The sequence below is a fragment of the Sulfuricurvum sp. genome, assembly GCF_023250475.1.
GTDB lineage: Bacteria > Campylobacterota > Campylobacteria > Campylobacterales > Sulfurimonadaceae > Sulfuricurvum.
The window spans coordinates 8,195-25,884 of the sequence record NZ_JAHFAQ010000014.1; the positions used below are offsets into that span (position 1 = coordinate 8,195).

The following is a 17,690-nucleotide window of genomic DNA, read 5'->3' on the forward strand; positions in this document are numbered from 1 at the left end:
ATCCCTCATGAATGAAACTCTTCTCATCCTCGCTATAGCATTGGCGATGGACTCTGTCGCCGTCTCCATTGCCATCGGATCTAAATATAAAGAGCTTTTGCTCCCCAATGCTCTCTTCGTTGCTGCCGTCTTTGGCTTTTTTCAGGGAGTTATGCCGCTGGCAGGATACTTCATCGGAATCAGCTTTGCCGAATACGTGCAATCATTTGATCACTGGATCGCCTTTCTCCTCCTCGTAGGTCTGGGGGGAAAAATGCTCTATGAAGCGTACAAAAATGAATTTGATGAAGAGGTAACCGACCTTTCAACCAAAACGCTTATCACGTTAGGGATTGCTACGAGTATCGATGCGATGGCTATCGGGGTGACGTTTGCTTTTTTGAAAACTGATATATTCACCGCTGCCGGCGTGATCGCACTGGTCACATTTGCATTGTGTGTCATTGCCGTGTATGTCGGAAAAAAACTGGGATCACTTCTGGAGAGCAAAGCAGAAATGCTTGGAGGATTGATTCTTATCGGTTTAGGTTTTAAAATCTTATTAGAGCATACCGGATTGATTTAATTATTACCATCCATCGGTTGCGTGGTTATCATGTTTTGATTTTTTGTAACGGCGGGCATTGACCCGTTTTTCGAGCTGATTTTGGGCATAAAACAACTCCTCTTTAATGGTCTCTATCTCCTCGTCACCCGCACGAAAATCGAGAATTTTTTGCCCCAATGCTTCGAGTTCCATATACTCGTCTTTGTACAGCTTTACCGCTTCATTCTTTTCCAAAAATCGAAAATTCATATCCACTTTTTGGTCATACTGTTCTTTGGTCGGATTGTCGCTTTTCGCCAAATAGGACAATATCCCGCTGATAAAGCGGCCCAACAGACGAATATACCGAAGCCGTTTTGAATTTTCTTCTTTAGATGTCCCCATAAACCCTCATATTAATCATTCGTCGATACAATACCGCCATTATACCCTTAAGAGGATTTAGTATGCGCATTTCACTTATTGCCCTGTTTTTATTTGCAACCACATTGATGGCCGATTACTCTCATCAGCCGATCGATCAAAAGCTGATCGACTCTAAAATCAAGATTATCGATATCCGTACCCCTTCCGAATGGAAAACAACGGGATTGGTAAAAGGTTCGTTTCCGATCATGTTCTTTGATGAAAACGGGAATTACGATATGAACGGTTTTCTAGCGCAGCTGAATCAAAAAGTCAAAAAGAATGAACGCTTTGCCCTCATCTGCAACAGCGGCAGCCGAAGTAAAGTTTTAGGTACCTATTTGGGAAAACAGCTAGAGTACAGTGTCATTGATTTAGACGGAGGTATCCAATACGCCATCGGTAAAAAAATACCGCTGGAGCCGTATAAACCGAAACCTTAAATGTTCCGTTTTATCTGGCTTTTAACCACCCGAATACTCCTCACGTTCGGCTTGATTATCCTCATTGCCGCCGGAATCGGGTATGGATTGTATTGGATATTAACGTAAAAATTCGAGCAGATCGAGATACTCTTTTTCGATCACGCCGAGGTTTTCCAACATTCGCATCTCATCCACTCCCGGATTCTCGCTCAGAAACTCTCTACGCCATTGAATATTATCTTGAAGTTCAGAGAGTCCTGTGGAGAGATACTCGATCATTGACTCAATGTCGGCACCGCGAACCGAACCTTCCGTATCCGCTTTGTAAAACAAGAGAGCATACTCTCCCGTCTCATGTGAAAAACGGAAATCTTCGGCAATATTATGAATAATCGTCTTGATCCGTTCATCCTTGATAAGTCGTTTTGCCATTGTCGACCTCCTCATTAAAGTATGTGATTGTAATGGCTTTTGGTATAGGAGTTGCTTAGATAAACTATCCAAACAATAAAGATTAATCAACATTGTGAAATCACTCAAACTCAAAACAAAACTTCTGTACTTGTTATTGCTGGTCGGTTTTGGCCTTGTAGTGGTTGGATTAATCGGTTATATCAATATACAGAACATCAAACGAAATATGGATACCCTCTATTTCGGCTCCCTCATCCCCTTAAGCGATCTCAATACGATTACCGCAACCTATCATAATAATATTGCCTCATCCGTCTACCGATGGAGCCACCAACTCCTCAGCGATGAGCAGGCATCGGAAACTATTATGCAGGGATTGGATCAAATCAATCATTTATGGAGTGACTATCTTTCCCATCATAAACGCCCGGAAGAGATGGCTTACGTCAATTACACCGAAACACAAATCCAAAGCATCGGAAACTACTTTAGCGAAGTACGCTCACTCATGAACGATTCAAGCCGCTCGCATCCCATCTCCCTGATGACTATGGATGAAAATATCCAATCCATACATTCCACCATTGCGCAACTTATCGCCTACGAAAATGCCACGGCCAAATATGAGCACTCGATGCTGTTGGCTCAATACGAAAATGCGCTCTTGCAGTTAGTCTTCTTTTTGGGGGTTATTTTAGCGCTCGTCATGGGATTAGCGTGGATAATTTTTTCCCGCATCGAAGTACAGCAGCAACAGCTGATTGCTTCAAGCGAAACGCTCAAACACCTTAATCTCAAACTCGAGCAGGCCTCCTACACCGATTCCCTGACCTCATTGTTCAATCGGCGCTATTTTAATATTGTCTATGAACGGGAATTTAAGCGTGCTTTACGCTCTAACACCCCTTTTGTTTTTATGATGATCGATATCGATTTTTTTAAACAATATAACGATACCTATGGCCATTTACAAGGAGACACAGCTCTCCAAGCCGTGGCAAAAGTACTTAGAAATGCGCTGCAGCGGCCGGGAGACTATCCGTTTCGTTTAGGGGGAGAAGAGTTCGGGATTATCCTTACCGATACCGATTGCGCAAATGCTCACAGTATGGGAGAAAAAGTACGCGCCGCTATTGAGAGGTTAAAAATCGAACACAAGGGATCGAAGATTTTACCCATATTGAGCATCTCTGTCGGTGGAATTTGCATTACCCCTACCGTCGATATGAGTGAAGATTCTCTGATTCATGCAGCAGATACGAACCTCTATGCCGCTAAAGAGCGGGGGCGCAATCAAGTGATGTTCAGCAATCAACTGTAATCCATGCGTGAAGTATAAACTTATTTCGGATTTTTGAATTTAAAGGTCAGTTTTTCGAGATGTGTGCGTACTTTCGGAGAAATATCTCCTTGAAATTCCATCCATCCCTCTTTATACGCACCGCCGCAAGCGAGTGACTTTTTTAACACGGATAAGACTTTTTGTGCTTCTTCTTCACCGAGACTGAACGGACCGACGAGAGTGACCGTTTTCCCTTTGCGCTTCTCTTTTTGAAAGACAAGACGGTGCGCAGAAGGATCGAGAACGCTAAGAGGCTGCGCCGTTTTTTCCTCTTCCAGACTCCATCCATCCCCCCAAGAGGCTCCCAAATCGAGAGAGAGCGGCGTTCCGCGGCTCATTTAGATTCTCCGCTGTAGGTAAACCGCTTCACGCCGTTTGGCAGCGTCTCCTCGAACATCTCACTTGGGCGTACCCACAACCCCTGTTCACCGTACAATGGCCGATAGACCACGAGAAGTTCACCGGTCTCAGAGTGTTTAGCTTCCCCGATCACTTCGTAGTATTTCCCCTTGTAGTGACGATACAACCCTTTTTCAACCACGCACGACCTTCTGAACGAGGGCGCTAATACCTTCACCGTCCAAAGCTCCGCGATTGGCCATAGAGAGGATCGGATTCATGCAGTATTTATTGTTATCATACACAACCACAATCACCTCATCTCCCTCTCTAAGAAAGTTCGTCTCACCGAAATGGGTATAGCGGGTTGCTCCGATACTGATAATCGCCTGCTTAGGATATCCGGCCTCTTTGAGATAGCTTTGAATCGGTTCCAAGGGACCGAAATCAAGTTGCGTATTGATTTGGTTTTTGAGCCAGTTAATAAGTTTACCGTAAAAATAACTGTATCCCGTAAGCTCCACATCCTCGCCGTAACGTAAAAGACTCCCCTCACGTCGTAAGAACGAAGCGATACGGTAGGTCTCCATAACACCCCCCTTTTCAAACGACCCGACCGGAATCAGTGTGGAGGATAGCCCTTTCGAGGCTTCACCCCAATTTTTTTTGTGGCTGATCTTTGCGGCACCCTCTTTACGGAGAGAACAGTCATTGTACGCACCGAAAAATTTAGGTGCAATATCGATAATATTCCCCTCACTGTCATAATCAAGATCACAGATAAGTGCCACTTCGGGCTCGGGCTGAACATTACACATTTCGTTGGGAAGGAGGATGGTATCGCAGCTAAGAGGGTAGACACCGAGCTGTCCCTCATGTCCGGGAATGTAAAAAGGGAATATTCCCTTAGGTCCGTTCGGATCTTCGCTCACGACATCTTTGAAATCGGCACTTTCACCGGCTTGTTCGAGGTGGAGGGCAAAATTGCCCGCAACCCCGAGTCCGACGTAATTTTTATAAGCTTCCACTTGCTTTTGCCTCAGCAAACTCTTCGTACGAACCTTTAAAATCGATATAGGTTCCATCAAGATGCAACTCAATAATACGATCTGCAAACGCATCGAGTAACTCACGGTCATGGCTCACACAAATAACATTGCCTTCAAAATCGAGCAGTGCTTCGCCGAGAGCAATAATCGCTTCTAGGTCAAGGTGATTGGTAGGCTCATCGAGAACGAGGAAATTCCCCCCCTCCAACATCATCTTCGAAAGCATCATACGATGTTTTTCTCCCCCTGAAATCTTCTCAACGCTTTTCTCTTGCTGTTCGCCGTTGAAAAGCATACGTCCAAGACAGTTACGAATTTCCGAGATTTCACGTTTTGGATCAAATCCGCGAAGCCAATCGTATAGCGTCCCGTCCCCTTTAATTTTGTCGGTCGTGTCTTGCGGGAAATAGCTGTACTCAATCGTCGCACCCCAAGTGACGGTTCCGCTTGTCGGCTTCATCTCTTCCATAAGGATTTTGCACAACGTTGATTTACCGGCACCGTTGGGACCGATGATGGCGATTTTTTCACCCGGAGCCACCAAAATATCAAAATCACGCAAGACCTTCAAATCGTCATAACTGTGAGAAACATTCGCCACGCGCAATGCTTCATCCCCCATAGGACGCTTTGGCTTGAAGACGATACTCGGGTCACGGCGGCTTGATGGTTTGATATCTTCAATCGTAAGTTTATCGAGTTGCTTTTGGCGAGAGGTCGCCTGTTTTGCTTTTGATGCATTCGCGGAGAATCGACGGACAAACGCTTCGAGTTGCTCTTTCTCTTTTACTTTTTTATCACGATCAAGTTGCATCTGGTTTGCCATGATAGTAGAGGCCATATACCAATCGTCATACGTTCCCGTAAATTCACGAATTTTTTGGAAATCGACATCGAGGATATTCGTAACAACGGCATTAATGAAGTGACGGTCATGCGAGATGATGACCAATGTCCCCTCATGGCGCTGAAGCTCACGCTCCAGCCATCCGATCGTGTCGATATCGAGGTTATTCGTCGGCTCATCGAGGAACAAAACATCCGGTTTCGGATAAAGAACCTGAGCAAGGAGAACTTTGAATTTTTCCGATGAAGGGAGACTTGACATCAAATCATTATGATGCTCTGCCGAAATCCCGACATTTTCCAAAATCTTGGCGATTTGAACGTCGTATTCGTAGGTCGGATCTTCTTCAACCGAAATCATCTCCAACTCCGCAAGGCGGTCATTCGTTTTTTCATCTTCGAAATCGCCGTTGGCGTACAAATGTTCTTTCTCTTTGATCGCATCAAAAAGGCGTTTATTTCCCCACAATACCGCATCGGCAATGGTGAAATCCTCAAACGCAAACTGATTTTGACCCAAAATCCCTACTTTGAGACCCGGCTCGATGGAGATATCCCCCTCGTACTCTTTGATCTCTCCGCTGAGAATTTTCAAAAAAGTTGTTTTTCCGGCGCCGTTGGCTCCGATAAGACCGTACCGTTTATTACGGTCGAGTTTGAGGTTAATCCCCTCGAATAAAACCCGACTTCCAAAACGCATTGTTAATTTTGTGACTTGTACCATTGTGAAACTCTTTACTTTAATTAATTTCGCGATTATATCCAAATTCCCATTATCACCTCATAAAGGTTGAAATATTAAAGTAAATTGTTACAATATGTTAGAGTAAGTTCTTTACACGATAACCGCCTTAGGCTATACTACTCAATCCGCTTCTTCATCCTTTTAGAGGTACCCAAAAAACTCCGCAGGAGATACACATGGTCGAATCTGAACTTTACCCTTTGTTGTCCCAATCAGGATTCCAAATTCCCCCGTTTCGCCGATTTGCGCTCAATGAGCCGATTGAACTTGATTTTTATCCCGTAGCACTTAAAGTCGAATCCCCTAAAATCGTCCATAAAAGCGATGTGGGCGGGGTGAGTATTTCACTGAGCACTCGTGAAACGGCAGAAGCGGCACGTGATCAGATGATACGCCGAATCGGTGAACACAATATCGTACTGGATTCCCAAGACGGCTTTATCGCTACCGCCATGATTCAGGGAGAGGAACTCTTTGCCGGTGTCGTGGATGATCCGATTTTCGGACAAATTATCCTCTTTGGCAAAGGGGGGGTGTTGCTGGAACTCTACCGTGACGTCTGTTACATTGATATACACGCGGGTGAAGCTGAAATTCTACGTGCGATCCGCACGACCAAAATCAGCAAACTGTTTGAAGGGTTTCGAGGCTCACAACCGATGATGGGGAAAATCGTCGAATTTATTCAAACCCTTCAACGCTTTATCAAAAGCAATCCGAACATTCGCGAATGCGATCTCAACCCCGTCATCTTTAACCCCAAAGGGTTGCACGTCGTAGATGCCAGGATCGATTATCACACTGCCCTCACTGGGGGTACGCCGGCAAAACGGATACGTAACAACTTTTTCGATAACCGCTGCGTTGCCGTTATCGGTGCGTCTAATGATCCCAATAAAGTGGGTTACGCCATCGCCCATAATGCCCTCTCTTTTAAAGGCAAACTCTTTTTGGTCAATGCCAAAGGGGGGACATTTGAGGATCATCACCTCTATTGTTCCCTAAACGACATTCACGAAACGATTGATACCGCCGTTATTACAATCCCCTCATGTCATGTCATCGAAACGATTGAAGCGCTTATTCCCATGGGAGTGAAAAATATTATTATCGTTTCGGCCGGGTTCAAAGAGATTGGCGATACCCGAAGCGAAGAGCGTTTAAGCGAGTTGGCACAACAGCATAATCTCAATATTATCGGTCCGAACTGCTTGGGTTATTACGAATCGACCCAAAGCCTTAACCTTACCTTCGGCTCCCCGGTTATCAAGAAAGGTTCTCTTGCCCTCATCGCCCAATCAGGAGCCGTCCTCTCGTCATTGATGGACAAAGCGACCCAAGAAGGGATCGGATTCTCCCATATCCTCTCAGCGGGAAACATGGCGGACATGGGCTTCGCCGATATTATCACGATGCTCTCGGCCGATCCCGAGTGTCACGCAATCTCCCTCTATGCCGAGGGGATACAAGATGGGAAAGCATTTTTGGAAGCTTTGCGTCTTTGCAGCAAACCGATCCGTGTCTATAAAGCGGGAAAATCCCCGCAAGCAAGAAAAGCGGCTTTTTCCCATACCGGAAATCTCAGCGGTGACTACCCTATGTTTCGAGGTCTGTTGGAGAGTGTCGGTGTAAAAATGGTGGACTCCATCGAAGCACTCCTGTATGCCAGAAATTTTGAAAATATCGCCGTTATCACCAATGCCGGAGGGCCTGGAACTATTATCACCGATGTCATTATTGAACGCGCATCCAAACTCTATACCCTGAGAGAGGATGATATTAAAGCGCTTGATGCCATTTTACCCGCGAACTGGTCGCGCAACAACCCTATCGACATCATCGGCGATGCGCGCAGTGAGCGCTTTGAGGCGGCATTGCGTTGCGTCGATGCGATGGAGGGAGTCGATTTAATCTATCTTCTTATCACCCCTCAGATGATGACCGATACCCTCAATATCGTTCGCCTCTTGGATCGGCCGTGGAACAAGCCGGTTTTTCCTATCCTGCTGGGGGGGGCTATGATGAGCGAAGCCCTCCTCTTTTTACGGGAGCATTCCAAGCCCTGTTTCACCACATTGCACGAGGCGGGAGCGTTTTTGTAAAGTTTTGACATGGGATTTTGACTAATTATAAATATACAATTATTCTTAACATTCCCATAAGATTCTAATTGCTAGAATGTGTGCAGGATTATGCTGGTTATAGTTCGATTTTTTCACGGAGTACAATGTGACACAAATTTATGTCGGGAATATTCCCTACGGCAAAGACGAAAACGATCTCAAAGATCTTTTCGGACAATACGGTGAAGTTAGTTCAGTTAAATTCGTAAACGACAAAGAGACAGGACGTTTCCGTGGTTTCGGTTTCGTTGAAATGGCGAATCAAGACGAAGCTAACAAAGCGATTACTGCCCTTGAAGGTAACGATTTCGGCGGACGTACACTTCGTGTTAACGAAGCTCGTCCACGTGCTCCACGCCCTCCACGCGATCGCTGGTAATCACATCATGAGGCCCTTGCGGGCTTTCATGCCTCATACTATTTCCTCTTTTACTTCCAAAAATAAATAATTTATTATAAAGATGCACTTATGACTTATACTCTCACCGAACCTTATATCGAGCTCCATAAACTAATTAAACTGCTAGACCTTGTCGATACCGGCGGTCAAGCCAAATTACTCATCGAAAACAACCAGGTCTTTCGCAATGGTGAAATTGAAACCCGCAAACGGGCAAAAATTACCAAAGGGGATAAAATCACCATCGGTGACGCCGTTATCGAAGTGATCTAATCCATTGTTATTTAATGGAGTTTTCACTATAATTCCTGATCTTATTTAACGGCTCTACACGAGGTTCAAAAAACGTATGAAAAACACAAAAATGATGGTAGTCGGTTTTGTCAGTGCCGTAGCGGTTAGTGTCGTCCTTTCGACATCACTGTTTGCAAAAAATTCTGCTTCCGAACCTACCGAAGCCTCTGTAGAAGCCTCGCGTCTCCAATCGCTTGCCAAATTTACCAAAGTTTTGGGAATTGTCGAACAGTATAATGTAGACGGCCTGACGGTTGATCAGCTTATCGACAAATCATTGCAGGGGATGCTCTCCAATCTCGATGCCCACTCCACCTACATGGATAAAAAAAGCTACGACAACCTTAAAACGCAAACCGACGGGGAATTCGGCGGTCTTGGGATAACGGTCGGTATGCGCGACAATACCCTCACGGTTATTGCCCCTATCGAAGGGACGCCTGCCGATAAAGCAGGGATCAAAGCGGGAGACATTATCCTTAAAATCAATGATAAATCAACCCTTAGCATGACGATTGACGATGCGGTCGGCTTGATGCGCGGAGCGCCCAAAACCCCTATCGACATCACCATTGTCCGCAAAGGGGTTGCCGATCCGATCAAAGTGCATATCATTCGTGATATTATCACCGTAGAATCTGTCTACACGCGTACGATAAGCGGGAATATCCTCTATATCCGTGTCACCAGTTTCGATAAAAAAGTAGCGGCGGATGTCAAAAAGGCGATTAAAAAGCACGCGAGCAAAAGCAAAGGGATCATCCTTGATTTGCGCAACAATCCGGGCGGACTCCTCGATCAAGCGGTGGACCTGACCGATCTATTCGTTGATGAGGGGATTATCGTATCCCAAAAAGGGCGCAACAAAGCCGACGATATCACCTATAAAGCGACGAAAAGCAATACGATTACCGCGCTTCCACTCGTTGTTTTAGTCAACGAAGGCTCAGCCAGTGCATCCGAAATCGTCAGCGGTGCGCTCCAAGATTTGAAACGTGCCGTCATTGTCGGAGAGAAAACGTTCGGAAAGGGCTCCGTGCAGGTTGTTATGCCGATTACCGAAACCGAAGGGATAAAATTGACCGTAGCCCGCTATTACCTCCCAAGCGGTCGCACCATTCAGGCCGTCGGTGTCACTCCGGATATTGAAGTCGTTGCCGGTGAAATCAAAAACCACGATAAGTCGTTTAATATCAAAGAGGCCGATCTCAAAGAGCATCTCACCTCTGAAATCGAAAAAGAGAGCGGAATGATCGATGTAACCGAAGTCAATGCAACCAATAAAACGATTATCACTCCGGAACAGATGAATAAAGATATTCAGCTCAAAGAGGGTGTCGATATTATCAAAGCTCTAATCATAGTCAAAGGAAAATAATCATGGAAAAACGCGATCTCATCTACGAAGGAAAGGCTAAACGCCTCTTTAATACCGACGATGCCAATTTAGTCATTGCAGAATTTAAAGATGATTTGACCGCATTCAACGGAGCCAAAAAAGACAACGAATCGGGAAAAGGGGCGTTGAATAATAAAATTTCAACCGAACTCTTCAAGATGTTGGCTAAAAACGGTGTTGAATCCCATTTCGTTGATATGCTCGATGATACCCATATGCTCTGCAAAAAAGTGGACATAATCTTGATCGAAGTGATCGTCCGCAACATCGCAACCGGAAGCCTGAGTAAAAATCTCGGTATTGCCGATGGAACGGTTCTCCCTTTTACATTGGTCGAATTCGATTATAAAAACGATGAACTCGGTGATCCGAAACTCAACGATCAACACTGCTTGATTCTGAATCTTGTCAAAAACGAAGCGGAACTCGATCAACTCCGTGCGATGGCGCGTGAAGTAAACAGCATCTTACGCCCTTATTTCCATGAAAAAGGGCTTAATTTAGTCGATTTCAAACTCGAATTCGGTCGTGATGCAAACGGAAAAATCATCTTAGCCGATGAAATCAGCCCTGACAACTGCCGTTTTTGGGATTTGGCTACCGGTGAGAAAATGGATAAAGACCGTTTCCGACAAGGGCTTGGCGGGCTCAAAGTAGCCTACGAAGAAGTATTAAACAGAATATTGGGGTAATAATGAAAGCAATCGTAAATGTATTTTTGAAAAACGGAGTTTTGGACTCTCAGGGAAAAGCGGTACAGCATGCACTGTCGGGACACGGTTTTGAAAGCGTCAAAGATGTTCGCGTCGGGAAACAAATCATTATTGAACTGAATGAGAGCGATGCATCTGCAGCCAAAGAGAAAGTAGCTCATATGTGCGAAGAGCTTTTGGCAAACACCGTTATCGAAGACTATGAGATCGAGATTCAAGCATGAAAGTCGGCATCATCCAATTTCCGGGGACAAACTGTGAGTACGATACCCAGCATGCGTTTGCCGCATTAGGGTGTGAAACACAAATTCTTTGGCACAAAGAGGAGACTATCCCCTCTGACATGGATTTGGTAGTAGCTGCAGGGGGATTTAGCTACGGTGATTATCTCCGCAGCGGTGCCATCGCTAAAATGTCTCCGATTATGAAAGCGCTAAAAATCTATGCTGATAACGGCGGAAAAGTGTTAGGTATCTGTAACGGATTTCAGGTATTGACCGAGACAGGGCTACTTCCCGGAGCGCTTAAACGCAATGAAGGGCTTCACTTTATCTCTCGCCATCACTATCTTAAAGTAGTGAATAACGATAACATTTTTCTCCGCAAATGCGCAGTGAACCAAGTCGTTAATATCCCTATCGCTCATCATGACGGTAATTTTTATATCGATAACGAAGGGCTTCAAGAGCTTTACGCAAACGACCAGGTTCTTCTAAAATATACCGATTCTGTCGGAGAGATCGAGAACCCGAACGGTTCAGTCGACAGTATTGCTGGAATTTGTAATAAAAACAAAAATGTTTTCGGTTTAATGCCTCACCCTGAACGTGCAATGGAGACCCTTTTAGGCTCGGATGACGGCAGAGCGATGCTCGAAGGGTTTATAAACGCTTGAAAGCTTTAGCTCTTCTCTTTTTCCTTGCAGGACACATTCTTTTTGCAGAACCTTCGGTTCTCACAGATCCGGCTCAATCAGCATCCCCTGCAGCCGAGGAAACACCCGGAACGGCACAAGCCGGCGAATCGGATGTTAACGCTCTTTTTTCCGGGGTTTCCGCAGCAGGTCTAACGCTTCAGTTTCATGATCTGCCTGCACGTCCCTATGTCGGAGAAATAATCCCCGTTACCGTTAAACTCACTCCCGTTGATTTGGCATCCGGGAATATCGAATACACCCTTCAAAATGAAGAGGGTATCCGTATTTTCAGTGACACACCGCGCCGAAGCGTCAAAGAGGATGGGGTGTATGATACATTCTATTTTCTCGTTCAATCCTCTTCCGTCCGTTTTCCTGACATTACCGCAACCCTTACATCGACAGGAAAAACTACCGAAGCGCTTATCGGAACCGCACTAAGCGCTACAACCCTTAGCCCGCCTTCGGGCTATGCTAATGTTTTAGCCGATAAATTTGAAGTCATCAACTATAAAACGACCCCCTATAACAATGAGAGCAACGTCGTCATTTTTACCGTAAAAGCGTCACGATGTAATATCGGTGACTTTTCTATCCCTAATGCTATTAAGCAAGGGTTTGAATCTAAGTTTTCCAACGTCGGCGAATCGCAAATGACCTATTACGCGATTATCCCGAATACCGATCAAAATCTAAATTTCTCATTTTTCAATCTAAAAAAGCAGCGTTACGAATCTCTGGTTATACCGATCGTCGTAGATGATGATACTGTCTCTACCCAAAGCGATCTCTCCCCGACCGATGCACGCCACACTGAACTCAAAATCGGTGCAGCCGGAATCGTCGTTATATTGCTATTTGGAATGTTTTACTGGAGACGGAATAAATGGTATCTTTATATTTCGGCATTGCCGATGTTTTATATCGTCTACACCCTTCTTCCCAACCAAAACGTATGTGTTAAGAAAGATGCGCCGATCTATTTGCTTCCGATAAAAAACGGAACGATTTTTGAAATGACCCTTCAAGATGAACATCTCGAATCCGAAAATGAAGTGGGCGATTTTATTAAAATACATCTTGGAAATGATAAAGTAGGCTGGGTAAACAAACGTGATCTTTGCCCGAATTAAGTGGCTTTATGCCGTAATCATCATCTTCACTGGGATGACGCTGATGATAGTGACCTTCTATCTTCTCCCGAAGCCCTATGCCGTAAAGTTTTCGGCATGGTTTATCCGCCTTCTCGTCTTTATACCCGTACAAGTCAAGGGAACCCCCGATCCTGAGGCTCAGATGTACCTCGTCAATCACCAAAGCGATATCGATATCGGTGTGATGGAGACCATTACAACTAAAGACTTGGCTTGGGTCGCTAAAAAAGAGCTATTTGATATCCCTTTCTTCGGTTTGGTTGTTCGATTGCCTAAAGATATCGCACTTGAGCGGGAGTCTAAAACTGCCCTTGTCAAACTGATCAAAGAGTGTAAAGACCGTATTGATCACGGACGTGTTATTACTATCTTCCCTGAGGGAACCCGCACTGAAACAGGTAAGATGAAGCCGTTTAAAGCGGGTGCCAAAATGGTTGCCGATAAATTTAGCCTCAAAGTTCAGCCTGTCGTCCTTATCGCAACCGCACACCATTTCAGCAATAAACGAAAAATCTTTCGCTCCGGAACCATAACCGCTATTTATCTGGACTCTTTTGTCGCCGACAAAAGCAATCCTGAGTGGCTCTCCGAGACGCACGATAAAATGCAAAGGGCATACGATGATGCCCTCTCCAATCTTCCTCAATATTCGTAAAAGTCTTTTGTGGCTATTTTAGGGTCACTATCTCATCGGCACACCACTGTGCCAAATCCCCATCATGGGTGATAAGCAATACTCCCATCCCCTCAATATTTTTTACAATCAGTTTCATAATATCAAGCTGATTCAGATTATCGAGTGCTGACGTCGGCTCATCAAGAAGCAATAGTTTCGGCTTCATCAATAATGCCCTCAAGATTGAGCATCGCTGTAACTGTCCGCCGGAGAGTTTATGAGGCAATGTATCCAGATGCGCCTCATCCAGCCCCATTTGCTCCATCAGCAATTCATACCCCTCCATCCGTGCAACTTCTCGGATCTGGTCACGTATTGTATACGTAGGGTGAAACGAGCTGTAGGGGTCTTGAAAGACTTGTGAGAGCGATGTAGAACGGATAGAGCCGAAGAAGGGTTTACGGTGCCCTAAAATGAGCTCAAACAGTGTCGATTTTCCGACACCGCTAGGCCCGACTATCGCTTTGATCTCCCCTTTTTTAAGAGAAAGTGAAAAATTATCGAACAATAACATATCTTTCTTATATCCAAAAGATATGTTTTCGATATTTAAAACAGAGTTCAACGAATCTGCCCTTTTCCGTATACCTTGTATTTATAAGTGGTTAAGCCCTCTATTCCCATCGGTCCTCGAGCATGTAGTTTACTGGTACTGATCCCTACTTCAGCCCCAAATCCGAACATCCCCCCATCGGTAAAACGTGTTGATGCATTAACGTACAGGGTAGAGGCGTCAATGCTGTTCATAAATTTTTCTGCCGTCGTTATATTTTCGGTAATAATCGATTCGGAATGAGATGAACCAAACCGGACGATATGGCTGATTGCCCCATCCACTCCGTCAACGACACGCAGGTTGAGGATATTCGCCAAATATTCGGTATCAAAATCCTCTTCGCTCGCTTTCTCAACCGAAATAATTTCGCGTGTCTGTTCACACCCTTTCAGCCGTGTATTCTCCCGGTCAAATACCTCTTTGATCAAAGGGAGCACCTCTAATGCGATGGTACTGTCTACCAATAGGGTTTCAATCGAATTGCAAGCAGAAGGACGTTGGACTTTGGCATTTACCGCAATACGAAGAGCATCTTGAATTTTTGCATCTTTATCAATATACAAATGGCATTGTCCTTTGTCATGTTTGACAACAGGAACACTCGAATTTTGGCTCACAAAACGGATCAATGCCTCTCCGCCGCGGGGAACGATCAAATCGACGTATTGATCCATTTTAATGAGTTTTGCGACCCCTTCTCGCGTTGCGTCCGGCAAAAGGGCAATGAGCTCTTTCGGGAGATTGTTACGGAGGAGAACCTGCTGCAAGACATCTGCAATAATACCGTTGGAGGCTTCAGCCTCTTTTCCCCCTTTGAGGACACATCCGTTCGAACTTTTAAAGCAGAGTGCCGCCGTATCGGAGGTGACATTCGGGCGGGACTCATAAATGATTCCGATCACTCCGATAGGGATACTCACTTTCTCGATTTTAAGTCCCACTTCGGTAACCCACCCCTCAAGCACTTTTCCGATAGGGTCTTTAAGTGCGGCGATCTCTTCAATCGCTACCGCCATAGACTCAATCCGCTTTTCGTCGAGCATTAGACGCTCCATCAGTGATGCGGCTAACTTCTCTTCAGAACCTTTACGCATATCAAGCGCATTGGCTTCGATAATATTCATCGTATTGGCACGAAGCGCTTCGGCCATTTCACGAAGAATCCGGTTACGTTCGCTTCCGCTTAATGTTGCCAGAACACGGCTAGCAGATTTTGCTTTGTCTAAAAAATGTTCCATGAAAGTTCCCTTTTAATTGGGGATATTATAACAAATGAGGATTAAGAAGAAGAATTCCCCCAGCGGGGAATGGGAAAGAAAAGAAATTATTCGATTTCAGCGTCGATGACGTCGTCATCTTTTTTCGCATTTGATGAAGCGGCTTCGCCACCTTCATTTTGTTTGTACATTTGCTCTGCCATTTTATGGCTCGCGTCTGCCAATTTCTTGGTAGCCGCTTCGATCTCCTCTTTAGAAGCATCTTGGTTTTTCAAGACCGCTTTAAGTTCTTCGAGAGCCGATTCGATTGCCGCTTTTTCGCTTGCGTCAATTTTATCTTCCATCTCTTTGAGAGATTTTTCGGTTTGGCTAGCCAACGCGTCCGCTTGGTTACGAAGATCTACGATCTCTTTGCGTTTCGCATCTTCGGCTTTGTGGTTTTCCGCGTCTTGAACCATTTTATTGATCTCTTCTTCGCTGAGTCCGGAGCTTCCTGAAATCGTGATCGATTGAGATTTACCGGTCCCTTTGTCTGTCGAGCTAACAGTGAGGATACCGTTGGCATCGATGTCAAACGTTACCTCGATTTGAGGTACACCGCGCGGTGCCGCAGGGATACCGGTAAGTTCGAACAACCCGAGAGATTTGTTATCGCGGGCAAACTCACGCTCACCTTGGACAACGCTGATGCTGACGGCCGGCTGATTGTCTTCGGCAGTCGAGAACACTTGCGATTTTTTCACCGGAATTGTGGTCCCTTTTTCGATGATCTTCGTCGCTACGCCGCCAAGTGTTTCAATCCCGAGAGAGAGCGGTGTAACGTCGAGGAGAAGTACGTCTTTAACGTCTCCGCGAAGAACCCCGCCTTGAATCGCCGCACCCGCAGCTACGACTTCATCCGGATTTACCCCTTTGTTAAGGGTTTTACCGCCGAACTCATCGGATACCATTTTTTGTGCGATCGGAAGACGCGTTGATCCACCAACCATGATAACTTCGTTAATTTCATTGTTGCTCATCCCTGCATCTTTCATCGCAGTTTTGATATGGCTGATCGTCTCTTTAACCAATGTATCGATCATCCCCTCGAATTTCGCACGGGTCAATTTCACAACTAAGTGTTTAGGACCTGATGCGTCTGCGGTGATAAACGGAAGATTTATTTCGGTTTCTTCAGCAGATGAAAGCTCTTTTTTCGCATTTTCAGCCGCGTCTTTGAGACGTTGAAGCGCCATTTTGTCCGCTTTGAGATCGATACCGTGGTCGGATTTGAACTCGTTTGCGAGGAAGTCTACGATTTTGTTATCGAAGTCATCCCCACCGAGGAACGCATTACCGTCGGTTGAGAGAACCTCGAAAGTTCCCTCAGAGATTTCAAGAACCGTAACGTCGAACGTTCCGCCCCCTAGATCGTAAACAAGAACTTTTTCATCCCCTTTTGAATCCAACCCGTATGCAAGAGCAGACGCAGTAGGCTCGTTGATGATACGAAGGACGTTAAGACCTGCAATCGTTCCCGCCTCTTTCGTCGCTTTACGCTGTGCATCATTGAAGTACGCAGGAACGGTAATAACCGCATCGCTAACCGCTTGGCCGAGGTAGCTTTCCGCATCCGCTTTCAATTTTGAAAGGATTTTTGCAGAGATTTCTTGCGGCGTGTAGATTTTACCCGCTACGTCAACCGCAGCCATACCGTTTTTATCGACGATTTTATAGGTAACTTTATCGTGCGCCTCTTTTGCTTTCTCTTCGTTCATCATAAGACCCATGATACGTTTGACCGAGTAGATCGTTTTATCCGGATTTGTGATCGCCTGACGTTTTGCAGGATCTCCGACAAGGATCTCCCCTTTGTCCGTAAACGCTACAACCGATGGAGTGGTGTTTTTTCCCTCTTTGTTCGGGATAATTTTTGCTTCGCCGCCTTCATAAACAGCAACACATGAGTTGGTAGTACCAAGGTCAATTCCAATAACTTTTGACATAATATTCTCCTATTTTTTATTTAAATTAATTTGCAATAACGACCATTGCATCGCGCAATGTCCGTTCTTTGTATCGAAACCCTTTTTGGAAAGTGTTTACGATAGCTCCGCTTTCATGCTCATCACTGTCTACACGCTGTACTGC

22 protein-coding genes are annotated in these 17,690 nt (G+C 45.2%); 12 read left to right on the plus strand and 10 right to left on the minus strand.

The genetic code is table 11. The features are described from left to right. Nucleotides 1–7: 7 nt before the first annotated feature. Nucleotides 8–565 (plus strand): manganese efflux pump MntP family protein, encoded by a 558-nt coding sequence (locus tag Q0C19_RS02565; protein WP_295052558.1) that lies wholly within the window; start codon nt 8–10, stop codon nt 563–565. 3 nt (nt 566–568) lie between these two features. Here Q0C19_RS02565 and Q0C19_RS02570 read toward each other — a convergent pair whose 3' ends face one another. After that, complete coding sequence (locus Q0C19_RS02570) at nt 569–931, minus strand: hypothetical protein (RefSeq protein ID WP_295052525.1); 363 nt, start codon at nt 929–931, stop codon at nt 569–571. 62 nt (nt 932–993) lie between these two features. Here Q0C19_RS02570 and Q0C19_RS02575 point away from each other — a divergent pair, with 62 nt between their 5' ends. Continuing rightward, entirely contained in the window at nt 994–1,395 is a 402-nt protein-coding gene (locus tag Q0C19_RS02575; protein WP_295052527.1) for a rhodanese-like domain-containing protein, read from the plus strand. Between the two features lie 99 nt (nt 1,396–1,494). On the opposite strand, the gene Q0C19_RS02580 is transcribed toward Q0C19_RS02575, so the two are convergent. Continuing rightward, complete coding sequence (locus Q0C19_RS02580; RefSeq protein WP_295052529.1) at nt 1,495–1,809, minus strand: hypothetical protein; 315 nt, start codon at nt 1,807–1,809, stop codon at nt 1,495–1,497. A 94-nt stretch (nt 1,810–1,903) separates the two neighbouring features. On the opposite strand from Q0C19_RS02580, the gene Q0C19_RS02585 reads away from it, so the two are divergent. Next, the gene (locus Q0C19_RS02585; RefSeq protein WP_295052531.1) at nt 1,904–3,112 is read left to right on the plus strand and encodes a diguanylate cyclase; all 1,209 of its coding nucleotides are present in this window, start codon (nt 1,904–1,906) and stop codon (nt 3,110–3,112) included. A 20-nt stretch (nt 3,113–3,132) separates the two neighbouring features. On the opposite strand, the gene Q0C19_RS02590 is transcribed toward Q0C19_RS02585, so the two are convergent. Genes Q0C19_RS02590 through Q0C19_RS02605 form a run of 4 tightly spaced genes read right to left on the minus strand, consistent with a single transcriptional unit; the run spans nt 3,133 to nt 6,091 of the window. After that, nucleotides 3,133–3,471: a translation initiation factor gene (locus Q0C19_RS02590; protein WP_295052533.1), complete on the minus strand. Its 339-nt coding sequence runs from the start codon at nt 3,469–3,471 to the stop codon at nt 3,133–3,135. Next, on the minus strand, nt 3,468–3,674 hold the full coding sequence (locus tag Q0C19_RS02595) for a DUF1653 domain-containing protein (protein ID WP_295052535.1): 207 nt from the start codon (nt 3,672–3,674) through the stop codon (nt 3,468–3,470). The genes Q0C19_RS02590 and Q0C19_RS02595 overlap by 4 nt, the downstream gene beginning before the upstream one ends. After that, nucleotides 3,667–4,500, minus strand: coding sequence for a DUF5718 family protein (locus tag Q0C19_RS02600; RefSeq protein WP_295052537.1), 834 nt, complete (start codon nt 4,498–4,500; stop codon nt 3,667–3,669). The genes Q0C19_RS02595 and Q0C19_RS02600 overlap by 8 nt, the downstream gene beginning before the upstream one ends. Continuing rightward, nucleotides 4,487–6,091, minus strand: a complete 1,605-nt coding sequence (locus Q0C19_RS02605) for an ATP-binding cassette domain-containing protein (protein ID WP_295052538.1) — start codon at nt 6,089–6,091, stop codon at nt 4,487–4,489. The genes Q0C19_RS02600 and Q0C19_RS02605 overlap by 14 nt, the downstream gene beginning before the upstream one ends. 197 nt (nt 6,092–6,288) lie before the next feature. Here Q0C19_RS02605 and Q0C19_RS02610 point away from each other — a divergent pair, with 197 nt between their 5' ends. The 9 genes from Q0C19_RS02610 to Q0C19_RS02650 all read left to right on the plus strand — a co-directional run bounded on the left by Q0C19_RS02610 (nt 6,289) and on the right by Q0C19_RS02650 (nt 13,766). Then, the gene (locus Q0C19_RS02610; RefSeq protein WP_295052539.1) at nt 6,289–8,214 is read left to right on the plus strand and encodes an acetate--CoA ligase family protein; all 1,926 of its coding nucleotides are present in this window, start codon (nt 6,289–6,291) and stop codon (nt 8,212–8,214) included. Between the two features lie 127 nt (nt 8,215–8,341). After that, a complete protein-coding gene (locus tag Q0C19_RS02615) occupies nt 8,342–8,614 on the plus strand; it encodes an RNA-binding protein (protein ID WP_015652803.1) in 273 nt (90 codons plus the stop codon). Between the two features lie 90 nt (nt 8,615–8,704). After that, complete coding sequence (locus Q0C19_RS02620; protein WP_295052540.1) at nt 8,705–8,908, plus strand: RNA-binding S4 domain-containing protein; 204 nt, start codon at nt 8,705–8,707, stop codon at nt 8,906–8,908. Nucleotides 8,909–8,984: 76 nt separating this feature from the next. After that, nucleotides 8,985–10,307 (plus strand): S41 family peptidase, encoded by a 1,323-nt coding sequence (locus Q0C19_RS02625; protein ID WP_295052542.1) that lies wholly within the window; start codon nt 8,985–8,987, stop codon nt 10,305–10,307. 2 nt (nt 10,308–10,309) lie between these two features. Continuing rightward, nucleotides 10,310–11,020, plus strand: coding sequence for a phosphoribosylaminoimidazolesuccinocarboxamide synthase (purC, locus tag Q0C19_RS02630; protein WP_295052544.1), 711 nt, complete (start codon nt 10,310–10,312; stop codon nt 11,018–11,020). Nucleotides 11,021–11,022: 2 nt separating this feature from the next. Then, nucleotides 11,023–11,265, plus strand: a complete 243-nt coding sequence (gene purS / locus Q0C19_RS02635) for a phosphoribosylformylglycinamidine synthase subunit PurS (protein ID WP_295052546.1) — start codon at nt 11,023–11,025, stop codon at nt 11,263–11,265. Further along, the gene (gene purQ, locus Q0C19_RS02640) at nt 11,262–11,936 is read left to right on the plus strand and encodes a phosphoribosylformylglycinamidine synthase subunit PurQ (RefSeq protein WP_295052547.1); all 675 of its coding nucleotides are present in this window, start codon (nt 11,262–11,264) and stop codon (nt 11,934–11,936) included. Before purS ends, purQ begins: the two co-directional genes overlap by 4 nt. Continuing rightward, nucleotides 11,933–13,090, plus strand: a complete 1,158-nt coding sequence (locus Q0C19_RS02645) for a hypothetical protein (protein ID WP_295052549.1) — start codon at nt 11,933–11,935, stop codon at nt 13,088–13,090. Before purQ ends, Q0C19_RS02645 begins: the two co-directional genes overlap by 4 nt. Next, the gene (locus tag Q0C19_RS02650) at nt 13,071–13,766 is read left to right on the plus strand and encodes a lysophospholipid acyltransferase family protein (RefSeq protein WP_295052551.1); all 696 of its coding nucleotides are present in this window, start codon (nt 13,071–13,073) and stop codon (nt 13,764–13,766) included. Before Q0C19_RS02645 ends, Q0C19_RS02650 begins: the two co-directional genes overlap by 20 nt. A 13-nt stretch (nt 13,767–13,779) precedes the next feature. Here the strand turns inward: Q0C19_RS02650 and Q0C19_RS02655 are convergent, their stop codons facing one another. The 4 genes from Q0C19_RS02655 to grpE all read right to left on the minus strand — a co-directional run. After that, nucleotides 13,780–14,301: an ATP-binding cassette domain-containing protein gene (locus tag Q0C19_RS02655; RefSeq protein ID WP_295052553.1), complete on the minus strand. Its 522-nt coding sequence runs from the start codon at nt 14,299–14,301 to the stop codon at nt 13,780–13,782. A 47-nt stretch (nt 14,302–14,348) separates the two neighbouring features. Next, the gene (locus Q0C19_RS02660) at nt 14,349–15,581 is read right to left on the minus strand and encodes a glutamate-5-semialdehyde dehydrogenase (RefSeq protein ID WP_295052555.1); all 1,233 of its coding nucleotides are present in this window, start codon (nt 15,579–15,581) and stop codon (nt 14,349–14,351) included. An 86-nt stretch (nt 15,582–15,667) separates the two neighbouring features. After that, complete coding sequence (dnaK, locus tag Q0C19_RS02665) at nt 15,668–17,545, minus strand: molecular chaperone DnaK (RefSeq protein ID WP_295052557.1); 1,878 nt, start codon at nt 17,543–17,545, stop codon at nt 15,668–15,670. A 25-nt stretch (nt 17,546–17,570) separates the two neighbouring features. Next, a partial coding sequence (gene grpE, locus Q0C19_RS02670; RefSeq protein ID WP_295052560.1) for a nucleotide exchange factor GrpE occupies nt 17,571–17,690 on the minus strand: 120 nt, incomplete at its 5' end.